The following is a 12,780-nucleotide window of genomic DNA, read 5'->3' as shown; positions in this document are numbered from 1 at the left end:
CATTCCTAAAAAGAGTCTGTACTTACCCCGGCCGTTTAATGCAAAGCCAATCTCTTCATGAAAAGGCCCCTTTCCCAATGGAAGAGCGGATCTTTAGAAAGCGCTGACTAATGTCCGCTTTTGTTTAGAAATTGATGGTCTCTGAATGTTCGCTTTGTTTAAAGACTCCGAAACCTTAGGTACCGCTCAGCTAGTCAGAATTAATCTCGAATTGGGGATTCTGAAAAAACCTTCAACCCGAATGACCCCATCTCGTACCACTCCAGTTTTTGACATTCATCCCATTGGTCGAGACAGGGCTCAATGGAGGCGAACCAAAAAACGCCGCCCATTGTTGCCAAGAAGAAGGCCATCGCAAGGAAGACTTTGTATTTGGGCAACTCGCGTGCAGACGCAGCCAAGGGTTCCAATTCAACAATCAATCGCCCTGGGCCACATTGCGTAATAAGTGGCTCAAACTGTTTGAAAGTCGGCTTGTCTTTCTTGTCAGGATTTCCCCAGTAATGAACCATCGGTGGGGATACTCCGCACAGTTTAGCAATCTCAGGTTGGGTATACCCCATCTGCTTGGCTGTCCTGATCAGGTCCTCGCTGTTGAGAATTTTCCGGTGATCGTAGGCTGAATCTCTGAATAAATCCCCGAAAAATCTACGCATTCTAACCTTCTGTTTTATCAGCATTTAAGAAAATCTAAGCCGGATTTAAGCTTGTTTAAGTAGCGCTGTGGGCGCCGGCATTCCAATCTGTTCACGCCACCCAAAAACACGCGAGGAAACAGTATGCCTAAATGCAAATCTAAACTCACACCCAATGACCAGCGCAGTATCGCGCTCAATCCAACAAGCGCAGCGTATCGTGCCAGGCTCAACAACCGGTCGAATCAACTGAACCCGAATCACTCGGAGTATCGCGGACCAAATCCGAAAGAAAACTGAACGTGAATCCCCGGGTCGCCATGCCAGCGGCCCGGGGAGAGGTCGATTCGTCAATTTACGAATCGCGTCTTGGAGGATGTTTAACCGTCTTGTCAGGCTATTTTCTACCGCGCCCGCTGCCTGAGCCTCCACGTGGTAATAGCCCGCGAGTATTACGCATAGTCCCAGCCATGCCGCCAGCAAAGGCCGAGCTTCCGGCAGCCATACCACCGCCTACACCGCCACCACCCATGCCTCGAAGCATTGAACTTCCGGCCATAGCCATGATGGACAGCCAGATCATTGGCAGAATAAAGATGGAGCTCATGCTGACAATCCGGATCAGAAGGCTGTTGGTCATCTCATCAAACCAGCCTGCATTGGTGGCATAGATCTGTAGGATCCGGTTATCGAACCAGTAAGCTGCTGCCCAGATGGCGTTGATAAATTCCAGGCTGAACCAAGTAACCGCCAATGCGAAAAAGGAGCTGAAGCCATAGCTTCCAAAAATCATTACGAAAGGAGCCGCGATGACCACGATCATCTGGAACATAACCAACAACATGGGCCCGGCCACTTTGAACATCTGCTGTATAGCGTTGGCCTGCAGAAATTCGTTGGCTGACGTCAGAACGTTGCCCAGCTGAGTCGCGTTATCCCACATCTGGGACCAGAAGCCTTTATTCGCGTCAAAGTTATTGCTCATGTCCAGCTGAGTAGCTGCTGACAGATCACTGTGGTTATTTTCAAGAATCAGCTTCAGGATCATGTCTTCTTTGACCTGGTCCGGCTCGGTCTGTTTGCTGAAAACGCCAGCACCCCAAGTCTTCCAGTCATCAACAATGTCCCCGACTTCATCGTCAGGAATGTCGTCAAGAATCCTCTCTCGCAACCCATCGCCGCCATTGTTGAACCATCCCGCAGCATTTCTCTCGCCAAGCCAGACTTCTTCGCAATATGGATAGACACCGGTTTGATGGGCTGCGTCAGAATCTCGCCATGTAGGTTGTCGGGAGAATCCCTTGTTCTCATAGTTCGCAACGTATAGCTCTTTGTCCCGGTAATAGGCATCGGCGTAGCCCAACAGAATGCGACTGCCCATCCAATCAATATCCTCCCAGGGTTCAACGTTGGTCAAAACCATGGGATTGCCTGTCACCGGATCGACCGGCGGATTGGCCTTGTACTTGTTCACGGCCGGCTTATAGCAGGCTTCGTAGAAGTTCTGGATGTCCTTACGTAGGGTTTCATCCTGGATGGTGATATTGGATATGCGCATCAACATGAACTCGTAGTTGTTCACGCAGGTCATGGATTTGATGGAAGTGTGCGTAATGGCCGTTGAAACGGTTTCGACCAGCGTCCAGGCAACCGGTTTGTGAACCTGCCACGTCTGGAGATCACTCATAGCAGAATCAAAGCCCGTTTGGGTATTGTCTCCGGTCCCTGACGCAGTGCTGGAGGGTGTATTGGTGTTCGAGGCCGTTCCACAATCCTGAACCGTCACCTCGTAGCGAACGCCAGAAAGCGTCGTGGACATGCTTTTATAGGGAATGACGCACAACATGAGCACCAGGATCATTCCGAGCAGCGTTGTTTCCATGCTCTTGATCGTCTCACTGGCATTGCCGGCGGAATAGTTTTCCTTAAATGTACTCACGACAGCAACAATGAAAGGAATCAGAGCCACCCCGGTTCCGACGAGGACATCCCAAATGGCCTCGTACATATTCCACCCAAACATCATTGTGTAAATTTCGAGGTAGGTATTGGCGACCATTCCGGCTATCTCCCTATGCCGAACTGTTGGATAAGTACGATCTCGACAAACGCCAGCAACAGAGCAATTTTCCACCACTGCGATCGCATGAACTTAAAGTCCGCGGCATGCTTTTTTTCCAGCGCAAGCCACTTTTCGTTCGACGTTTCGCCGCGATCCGGCAAACGAGTGGCGTAGCGAGAAATCGCTGGCCAAGCGGCCACAATGGCGACAAAAAAGGCGACTCTGTACCAGGTCAATTCGGCTATTAAGTCGAGGGATTTGACCTCCTCTGCCGAAGTATCCGTCAAAGCCGCGACAACCATGCCGATGATCATCAGGGCAGCGATGCCGCCCATAGAAACCATCAGGATCTTCCGGGTTTTTTGCATCACTGAACTCCAAAACTGTTCAGGCCGGACGGTTTGTTGCCTGACGGTAGGTTTGTGTTTTGGTAGATCCGCTCTTCGGTGCCCAGCAAATGGCCAATTGTTCTCTCTGCTACCGCCTCACGGGTCTCAATTTCCTGGTCGAGTTGGGCCAACTCAACGTTCAGGTGATCAATCGCGTTATCAATAATGGCGATCGCGGTATCCATGTTGGCAACGTTCGGCTCTTTAACGCCCGAACGGAGCATTTGAGTTAGGAAGCGACCCTGCTCAACAAGACGTGTATACGCAATTTCGCTCGACAATTTGCGCAGCATCTCTTGCTGAGCGGTTGGATTACGCTTTCGGATGGCTTTGATGACAAGATCGGTCACACGGACCCCAGGAGGCGCGGAAACCCGATTCAGGTTTTGCCAACTGAGAGCCGTAGTTCCGTCCACCAAGTCTTCGAGGTCATCGTAAAGATCCTGTTCCATGTCACGATGACGGTAGGCTAGACCTTTGCCAGGGCGGGAAGTGATTTTTTTACAGTTATCGCAGGTTCGGATTTCAGAATCACCGACCACGGATACTGCCCAATCGGCGGCCTGAATCGGACCGTTCCAGTATTCCCAAAGCGCGTTGCCCTGCCCGTCTGCAACGGACACAGACGCCGAGTCACAGCTGTCGTTGCGATCAAACAGGACGTTGTAGCCCACCATCACAACGTCTCTTAAGGCACGGATTGGCGGCTGTCCGGCTCCACCTTTTTTGCTGTTGCAGACCCATTCTGAGCCCGCATCGCCGTGGTTAGAGCCATCCACGTTCTCTTTTGCTGCCACGGCATCACCACCAGTAGCCCCAATATTCCAGGACCAGTCCGCCACCTTGGCGTTCATCTTGAACTTTTCCCATGGGTAATCGGTGGAATCGCCCATCATCAGATTCGCCATTTCCTGACAGGACGATTCGGCGAATTCAAAGTCCATCTTGCCCTGCAGAATGCCTTGCTGAAGAAGGTCATAGAGTCCAGGATCGGCTTTTTGAATGGCCAACGCCGGCAGGGAGGCAACGGCAGCTGTCGCGCTGTTAATGACGTTGTCCATCATGTTTTTGAAACCGTCCGTGAGTCCGTTCAACTGGTTTTTCACCGTCATTTTTGGATCGAACTCACCACATGCCATGTTTAAATCCCATCCTGCACCAAAACTCAAAATCGGGATCGAGTGAATTTTGGTCGGCGGTCCAGAAATAAGCCCTCCCCCAATCTGATAGCCCATCAGTGTGTTGAGCCGGGGCGACGTTGTTTCCATCGCATTCGCGCTAGCCGCCAACGATCCCGCGAGGACCACGCCAATCCATTGATTACGATTTTTCATTGCCTTAAATCCTTATAAATCTTTTGATGACGGTCGGTTTGGAACGACTTCAGCCAGAGTGCCAAATCAAAGACGACCCCCGTCGTTGACAGCACTTATATGCTCGCCAGAAATTCCAGACATAAGAATCGTCGTCGGAACGCTTACTCATTGAGGGTGTGGCGCCATAGGGAAACTTTTGGCATGAGCTTTCATCCTGCGGATACAACATCTGGAAGACACCGGTATCTTTATCGTTCTGATTCAGTGGGCCGGGCGGCCAATATCCGTCTTCACTGGGCTGACCGATGGTGAAATAAAGGTGAGGCTCGTTAGGGCGGGTCACAAAGTGCATGGCGCGAAAAGCGGTAAGAACACCCGATTTAAGACCGTCCGCCTGGGTCAGAAACCCGCTTCTGGGAAATACACCGCCATAACTGTTGTGGCCAGATCCGAGTCTATCCATGCCGACCGCCCATGAAATCGGGTAGAAAAACTCAGGCAGGTGCCATCGCCAGGCGATGGAGTCCAGGTTTGAGATGAAATAGGGATAGAACGGGAAGGTACGGCCTGCACAGACCATTCCAAATAGGCCCTGGGCCAGCGTGTTATAAGCCACCAGCGCAGGATTCCCGTATGAGTCCACCAATTTGAAATCGAGGTTTACATGGTCATAACGGGTGGCTTCATTGGAGCGGCCGCCTTCTACCTTGTCGACGTTGTGGTTCGTGACCCATCCAATCATGGTTGTCACCCATGAGGAATCGTTCTCAGCCATTGAGATCTGGTTTATGTCCTGGGATTCGGTCCATGGCTCCCCAGCAGCACGGTCATAAGACTGCACCACCAGGTCCGGTACAAAGTTTTTCACCTTGATGGACGTGTCTACCCAGCAGACAAAGGCGGCACAGGTCATCCAGATGCAAGCACCACGGATTTCCCAGTCCATACAGCTCAGAGCGGCGGACATGGTCTGATCGACGATTTCAAAGGTATCGATGACGCCATCGTAGGTGTCGTTCAGCTCGCCATGACAGGCGATACATTCCACCTGGCCATCACGTTCTTCCAACCGGTTCTGGGTGTCCGTAATGGTCGCGTCCCTGACTGCGTCCAAATCGCCCGGATCGTAGTTCGTCCACTCGCTCGGGTAGGCAAAAGCGTTCCCGGCACTGCCAATCAACACCAGAAACACCAGAGAAATGAACGTCCGCATGTCAGTGGTTCTCCCTGCTATAGACGGCCAGAGCCGCCTTTAATGAGCGCTCGCCGTAAACCACTTGGCGGTCGTTGAAAACGATGGCCGGAAGCTTTTCGATGCCAAAGCGCATCGCAGCTTCAATGGCCCGGGCCCCTGCTTGTATTTCCTGATTGATCGCTGGCCAGTGGGGGCTGTTAAGCACCTGGCTGAAAGCGTCTCTATATGCTTTCTCGACCTTGGTGGGTTGGATCTTCTTCGGGACCAAGGCACGCATCCGTTGATTGAGCTGCTTGGTTGCGCGATTTTTGGAGTCCATGTCGTACACCTCAATCTGCACCCGGTCAGACAAGCGCTCGTCCTGCAGGACAAACTGATCATTGGTCTCAAATATCCGGATGGTCTGTATGGAGTCAGCCGCGAGAGTTGAGGCACTGGCAAGCACCGTAACGACAAAACCCAAGGACTGAAGCAGATGACGATTCATCAGTTGTCTTCCTCCGCGACGGTCGCACGAAGGGATTCCATGACTTCTTTGGCAACAACCTGCTGGCCCTGCTCACTCTGGAGTTTCTCAAGGCGCTCGAGAGTGACCCGGGCTTGAGACATGGGATTATTCGCCGCCGGTACCGGATCGGCCGGTTTCGGAGCGATGCCACGGTAAAAGTCGATCATCTTGCCGACATACTCCGCAGCTTCCACTTCCGTGATGCCGAACTTGCGCATGTATTTGGCACGCTCGGTTTTTTCATCTTTTTCCGTGCCCGCCAAGGACAGGTAGAGCGAGGGCGGGACGTTCCGAAACAGGGCTTCCATGTTTTCGGATAGAACAACGCCCTCGGTGTACTTCTTGGGCTCTTTCCGAGCAGAAAGCATGAGCTGCTTCTGCTCAATACTGAGGTTTTTGAAACGCGCAATTTCCTCGATTTCGTCCTGAGGCATGACCAGGGCAATCCACCACTCGATCATGTTGAGCATCTTGCGGGCGGAGTTGGGGAAGTCCCCCATGTTCTGAGTCGCCACCCACCACCAGGCACCAAGCTTTCGCCACATCTTCACGACTTTGACCACGAACGGCGCCAGCAATGGATTTGTGGTGATAATGTGCCCTTCGTCTGTCAGCATCACGATCGGACGCTCGTCGTGCTGATGCTTCTCGGCAAGGTTGTTGATCCGCATCATTATTGAGGTGTAGGCGATCGCCAGTTGAGCGTTGTAGCCCTCCCGGGCGAACGTGGCCAGGTCTACGATAGTCACATCGGTATCCGGCCAGCCGTCTCCATCTGTATTGAAAACCTCGCCCTCGAACCCATCACAGAACATCCGCAGGGATTCCCCCATTTCGAAGGCACGGGACTGACGGTGTTCCGGGTAGGCCGGATCTTTGGTGATCATCCGGAATCCTTCCGAGACATCCGAAGTCATGGTGCGGCGGCCTTCTGACCTGGCGAGCTTCGCGCCATTGAGAATCGCATCCCGGATCATCCGCCGGTCTGCACGGGTTAGCTTTTTCGCCTCCTCCTCTTCACCGCCGGTGATCATCAGTGTGGCGACAATTTCCATCTCACCCATAATGTCCCGCTGCTCGTCACCCTCGTCGTCCGAGCCCGAATCCTCATCCATCATCATGTCGGCCAGAACGTCCATGGCCGCACGGGCGCGAACATCCTTGCGCTCTGCTTCGGTCAGTTCGTCATAGGACTTGGTGATGTCACCGATGCGGATTTTCTCGGGGATGTGTGCGATCAAGTCGTCTTCGCCAACCAATGCAGAATCAGAGACGATTCGCGAGCCAAGCAGATCTTCCTCATCTTTGGACAGCATCTGATCGGCGTCTACGAAAGGCGGCAGCGATACCCCTGCCCCAGGCTTGAGCTGAATCTTATTTACAGACAGACCCTGAGAGGCGAAATAATCAGCCAGCAGACCAAAGCTGTTGCCGGCCTCAACAATGAACAGCCGCGGGCGCTGGAGTGCCATGATCTGGGCAGACATGTTGGTGATGTGTGCCGACTTGCCGGCACCGGTCGGGCCAAGAATGAGGCCATGCGCGTTCTTCTTGCGGTCATTCCCGTTGAACGGGTCGTAGGACACCGGCTCGCCACCGCGATTAAAGGCGGTCTGCCCTGGATTTCCGGTACCGCGATGCCGCCCGAAAAGGGAGGCAAGGTTTGCTAGGTGTTGGGCCCAAACCGGACGGGTCGCCTTGAAATTGGCGTCCATGCTGGGCTCGTAAACCATGGGCAGGTTGTAAATGTACGCATCGAGGCCGAGGGATTCGTCTTCTTCGCGAACCGGCGCGAGCTGATTCGTCAGCAGTATCGTACTGGCCGCGTTGGTTTTTTTGCGCAGGTCTTTCAGGTTTTCGCCACGCAGGTAAACACACATCATCGAGCGATAGATCTTGTGCTTGTTACCCATAAGAGACTTGGCAACTTCGCAGTCTTCGCGCGTCATCGTTGCGTCGACGGACTCACCCTTGGATTTGTCCTGAATCCGATTGATATGGTTCTGAACTTCGTCCTGAGGCGTGACGATAATGGTCGTTGCGATCATTGTGCCTGGCGGCATCTTATCCATCATGCAGGAAGCTTTGCCGGTTGATAGGCCGTCCGGGGTCGTCGCACTTACTTCGCCGGCGATCTGGCCGATCTTGGGCGTCCGACGAATCTTGTGCACTCGCAAACAGCGGTGTGGGAGACCATCAAACCACCAGGTTTGTGACGGGGCATCAGACTTTGGCAAGGCAAAGAACAGGCTTTCAGCGAAATCATCACCGGCCGGCAAACTTTCCTCGTCTGGGTAGGACGCCAGTTCAACGAACTTCTGGCGATCTCCGTCCGTAAGCTCCGGACGCGGATTGAACCACTTCAACAGCCATTCATAGACTTCCTTTCCACCGTTACGAACCAGACCAATTCCGGCATCCCGGAAAGCAGCATCCAGCTTTTCAATGGTGTCATTGAGCTCTTCTTCCGGCGTCATGCCCGCGTAGGATTTCCACTTCTCGGGCAGTCTCCGGTAGACAGCGAGTTTGATCCGGCGCTGGCCGCCACTCCAGGGCGCATCGAGAACTTCTTTATCCTCGAACAGTCCGCCTTCCTTACAGATTCCGCGCAGATGGGTTTCCATCGTTCTCAGCCATTCCTGAGTGAACGATGAATCCCGGCAGTAGTGCTTCGGATAGAGACGCAATTTCTGGATGTAATCTTCCAGGTTGTCGTCATCATAGGTGTACTGCTGGATGATCCAGGGCCCTGCCGTCATTTCCTCGAAGCAGTCCTGAAGGGCGTCCTGAATCATATCCCGCCGATTCTGCAACCAGTTGTAGGAACGACCTTCTGTGGCAATCGGGATGATGTCGAAAACAGCACCTACGCTTTTCCCATCATCCAACAGCATCGTTTGAGATTCGCTTTGGAATTCATACCAAGGCAGTTTCTCAACGAACGATGAGGGACGGCGATAAATGCGCTTTACCGCAGTTTTCGTGAGTGGTTTGCGCTGCCCTTCACCGTCATTACTGGCAGTCTGGATTTCGACTTTCGGTTCCACTGGTTTCTTCGGTGCCGGCACCAGAATGTCTTTAATTGCCTTGGCTAAGTCCACGGATTACGCCTCCTGTCCTTGCGCTATCTCGGGTGTAGGGGTATCAGCCGTGGCTGGGAAGGCGGCCTTATCACCTTCCCGATCCCACACCCGTCCCTGAATCAAATATGCGGTTTTCGCTCTGCTTGTCTGCAGAAGACCTGCTTTCACTGTGTTTGGGTTTACGGCTCTCACCCTTCAGTCCCCGAATCGGTTCCCAAGATCAGAAAGCTCTCCGGGCAGCGCATAATGGTCCTTTTCCCACATCCTGAATTCGGTCAAATAACCCGGAATTGGAACTTCGTCCTCGGTCGCCAGATGCGGACCAACGAACATGTACATTTTCGGGTTCGGCAGCATTCTGAACTTGCTCTGCAGCTGGGTTTTCTCGGTGCGAACGTAGTCGCTGAGCTCCACGTCGCCCTCGATCATCGGGCGGCGAATTAGCGACCGGGTATCAATGAGCTTGCCATCCCCGATACCGCTCATGTGCTGGCCATAAACGGTTGCCATGTCCCGGTCGGGCTGCGGAATGAAGTTGTCCTTGTTGGCGCAACCTGCCAACGAGAGACTAATCAAGCTGATAATCAGAACGGCGCGAGAGGTCTGCATAATGATTTACCTTTCTTCCTTCAGGGTCATAGTCGATAGCGATCTGTTCGGTCACATGCACAACAATCTCAGTGCCTGGTTCTACATAAATCGCGTCAAAAGAGTTGCTCTGGCGCTCGTCCAGCCAGTCCGTAACTTCATCCAGACCGCTGGCAATGGCATCGTTTCGGGCGACAACAGTCGGATCCCCTGTCAAAGCCTGGGTCGAACCGCCAAAGGCATTGGTTTGTGTGGCAAATTCGGCGTCAGCTTTCGCCTTTGAGTAGGAACTGGCCGCTGTGAGCCCGATTCGCTGCGCGAGGTAACTGGGTGCGTTTGTGATGCGCTTGCCGGTTACACAGGGGATGCCATACTTGTCAGAGAACCAGGCGATAGGCTCAGCGCCGGAGGCGCCGGGTTCAGGAAAGGTCACCAGAGTTCCGTCCTGGAATGTGAACGTCATGCTCTCGATCTGGCCGCTGACGCAGGATAGAGTCCAGTCGCCCTTGGCAATGCCGGACATTTTGATGCCGTTCAGGCCGGGGATTTTGATTCCGTTCGAGGACAGGTTTTCTGGTCCCACCATGATCTTAAAGGGGTATGGATCAACTACCTGCCCACCCACCGGAATCCGGCCCAGCATTGCAGTCATGGAAATTGAGCCGAGCAGAGTCGCATTGTCCGGAATCGTGTAAGCCTTGATTGACCGTTCTTCCTTACTCTTTTCGGTTGCGTTCCGCGCGATGCCTGCGGCCGGCGCCGGCAATTCATCCGGGTTCAGCGAGAAATCGGGCAAAGAAATTTTCGACGGATCCGTAGGATCGACCGTTGCCTCTAGCGGGTTCGTCCACACCACTTGGTCATAATCCACCGGGGAGCCGGTTTGATCGTATCCCAGGCCCGTCGGGATGCCCGCTGAGTTGATGTCATAGCCATTGGCAGAGGTCTGGCTGCTTTCCTCCTGGCCTTGCAACTCTTCAAGACGCTTCTCCAGGCGAGCAACGAGGCCGCGGGTTAGATCCTGTGTGTGCTCAAGCTCACGCTGCTTTGCTTCGGCGTCACGTTCGGCGTTCTGAAACCGATTTTCGATGCGCCCTTTAAGGTTGCCTTCCATCTTCAGCAACTTGGAGATTTCCTGCTTTAGGCGCTCGTTTTCTTTCTGAAGCTTGACCGAATCTTCGCGGACAGCGCGCGTCTCTTTCGTCAGTGTTCTCATGGTTTCAACCGGCGTATCGACGTCTACCCCGAATTCATCTTTCAGGTAATCGTCAGCCAGCGGATCTACTGAAAGACCGTTGTCGACCATGCCTGGGCCTGATTCAATGGCGGATAAACCCTCCAGTTCAGAAGCTGGAGCAACCGCACCGGCCTGAGCCTCCTCGGATTTACCACCTTTCATGATCACCACGAACAGGACGGCAACAACGAAAACCGCAAGACCTTTGATCACAATGTTTGCATTCATGTCGCGTCCTCAGTTCTTGGCGTTGATGATGGACTGAGTTTCCTGACGCAAATCCTGGTAATGCGTCCACGGATACAGGGTTTCCTTCAGAGGCCGCTCTGAAATCAGGTAGAGGATGGTGCTGTCTCCCGGAGTGCCGTTCGGCTCCAATGAGTGGTGCTGGAAGGTGGCATGGGAGAACGGGAGGTTCAGATCCAGGTAATCGAGTCCAATAGCACGGTCGGAAATGTTGCGGACGTACATCGCCGCGAGGTAATAGCCGCCACCGCTGTAACCAAGGACTGGCTTGGAAACCGTGGCGTAACGCGCGTCACCTTTGAAAATGCGAACCGCTCCTTTCACGCCAAGCGTGATCTCGGAGATCCCGGCGCGATCCCGGTGAAGTCGAGTCGGACCATAAAGGCGCTGCGCGGCATGGCGTGTCAGATCGATCGGAGTGACTCGCTCCACTGGCTCAGGCATCGCCGCTACAGCTTCCGCCTCCGGAACCTCGTTGTCCGTTTCCAGAACAATGCGAATTTCCTCAAGCTCTTCCGCGTTTTCGGGCGTTTCGGTCGAAATCAGATCGAGCAGAATGACCTGACCGTCGGCCATGCGACGGACCTGGACCCGCTGCTTGTCGAATTCCTCATACGGTTTGAAGTGAACAGCACCTTGGGCCGACTGGACACGGAACAGCTGCTTCATCTGCTGCCCTTTTGTCACTCCAACCTGGACATGTGAACCGAACTGGATCGACCGTTCCTGACCTTTATGTAGTTCGATCGTGACCGGCAGGTTTTGGTAATGAATGATCTCTGTTGCCGTGACCGACCCGGCCATGAAAAAAAAGATTAGGGATTTCAGGATGTACTTACGCATGTCACTCACCCAATTCTGAAGATGTAGTGTTGGTGTTCTGGACGTCGTCGTTCTCGACAATGGCTCCCTCAAGACGACGCGGTTTTTTGTAGAAACCGTCCAAGGCAAGGCCCCAAAGATTGCATTCGGGGTCAACATCCCAGCGAACCAAGCGGATTGGGTAACGGACAAAGATGTCTTTCACGATTTCTGAACGGAAGGTTTCCTTTACGTTGACGTCGTAGAAGGCCACCCAACTGTCTTTGGATTCGGTGTACACACGCTTGGGCGTGTATGGGCGATCAGGCATTTCCTGCAGTGCCCGGGTGCGGGTCAATTCATGATCGAGCCGACGTTGCTCATAATCGCGCTCGAGTTCACCTTTAAACCGGGGGGTGATGTAGCAGCTCAGTCGTCTAATCTGCTGCTTGTAATCGTCCTTGCCATCGACAGGCCAGTTATTCATCTGCTGCCAGATGTAATAGCCGAATGCGTAGACGTTGAACGGATGCCGCTCGTTGATGCCACGAGTGGAACCAGAGCGCAGGTCAGGCGGAATATCAATCTTGATCCGCTCCGGGGCTTCTTTCCATCCGAGGATGCTGTAAATCAGGGCGATCGCGAGAATCCCGACAAAGATTCGCAGTGTCAGAATGTGAGCATCCCGTCCGTCGAGAGCCTTTTTTAAACGCGCCACTC

General features: G+C 53.5%; 11 protein-coding genes. All 11 read right to left on the bottom strand.

The genetic code is table 11. The annotated features are described in order from the left end of the window. Positions 1 to 200: 200 nt before the first annotated feature. Entirely contained in the window at positions 201 to 656 is a 456-nt protein-coding gene (locus AC0B60_RS17395; RefSeq protein ID WP_069183758.1) for a terminase gpP N-terminus-related DNA-binding protein, read from the bottom strand. Positions 657 to 1,032: 376 nt separating this feature from the next. Further along, positions 1,033 to 2,694: a conjugal transfer protein TraG N-terminal domain-containing protein gene (locus tag AC0B60_RS17390; RefSeq protein ID WP_069183757.1), complete on the bottom strand. Its 1,662-nt coding sequence runs from the start codon at positions 2,692 to 2,694 to the stop codon at positions 1,033 to 1,035. A gap of 5 nt (positions 2,695 to 2,699) precedes the next feature. Next, entirely contained in the window at positions 2,700 to 3,065 is a 366-nt protein-coding gene (locus AC0B60_RS17385; protein WP_069183756.1) for a hypothetical protein, read from the bottom strand. After that, entirely contained in the window at positions 3,065 to 4,420 is a 1,356-nt protein-coding gene (locus tag AC0B60_RS17380; RefSeq protein WP_465087168.1) for an integrating conjugative element protein, read from the bottom strand. Before AC0B60_RS17380 ends, AC0B60_RS17385 begins: the two co-directional genes overlap by 1 nt. A 49-nt stretch (positions 4,421 to 4,469) precedes the next feature. Continuing rightward, positions 4,470 to 5,615 (bottom strand): TIGR03756 family integrating conjugative element protein, encoded by a 1,146-nt coding sequence (locus AC0B60_RS17375; protein WP_041335884.1) that lies wholly within the window; start codon positions 5,613 to 5,615, stop codon positions 4,470 to 4,472. Between the two features lies 1 nt (position 5,616). After that, on the bottom strand, positions 5,617 to 6,084 hold the full coding sequence (locus tag AC0B60_RS17370; RefSeq protein ID WP_075195087.1) for a DUF1525 domain-containing protein: 468 nt from the start codon (positions 6,082 to 6,084) through the stop codon (positions 5,617 to 5,619). After that, positions 6,084 to 9,206 carry a conjugative transfer ATPase gene (locus AC0B60_RS17365; RefSeq protein ID WP_069183753.1) on the bottom strand — a complete coding sequence of 1,041 codons (3,123 nt, stop codon included), beginning with the start codon at positions 9,204 to 9,206 and terminating at the stop codon, positions 6,084 to 6,086. Before AC0B60_RS17365 ends, AC0B60_RS17370 begins: the two co-directional genes overlap by 1 nt. 177 nt (positions 9,207 to 9,383) lie before the next feature. Then, positions 9,384 to 9,797: a TIGR03751 family conjugal transfer lipoprotein gene (locus AC0B60_RS17360; RefSeq protein ID WP_141697208.1), complete on the bottom strand. Its 414-nt coding sequence runs from the start codon at positions 9,795 to 9,797 to the stop codon at positions 9,384 to 9,386. Next, positions 9,757 to 11,241, bottom strand: coding sequence for a TIGR03752 family integrating conjugative element protein (locus tag AC0B60_RS17355; RefSeq protein ID WP_075195088.1), 1,485 nt, complete (start codon positions 11,239 to 11,241; stop codon positions 9,757 to 9,759). The genes AC0B60_RS17360 and AC0B60_RS17355 overlap by 41 nt, the downstream gene beginning before the upstream one ends. 9 nt (positions 11,242 to 11,250) lie before the next feature. After that, complete coding sequence (locus AC0B60_RS17350; RefSeq protein WP_069183751.1) at positions 11,251 to 12,102, bottom strand: TIGR03749 family integrating conjugative element protein; 852 nt, start codon at positions 12,100 to 12,102, stop codon at positions 11,251 to 11,253. 1 nt (position 12,103) lies between these two features. Continuing rightward, positions 12,104 to 12,778 carry a PFL_4703 family integrating conjugative element protein gene (locus tag AC0B60_RS17345; protein WP_465087167.1) on the bottom strand — a complete coding sequence of 225 codons (675 nt, stop codon included), beginning with the start codon at positions 12,776 to 12,778 and terminating at the stop codon, positions 12,104 to 12,106. Between the last annotated feature and the right edge of the window lie 2 nt (positions 12,779 to 12,780).

It is taken from the genome of Marinobacter sp. V34 (assembly GCF_055524115.1).
Note: the sequence above shows the minus strand (reverse complement) of the source record. Positions and strands in the feature narration are given on the sequence as shown.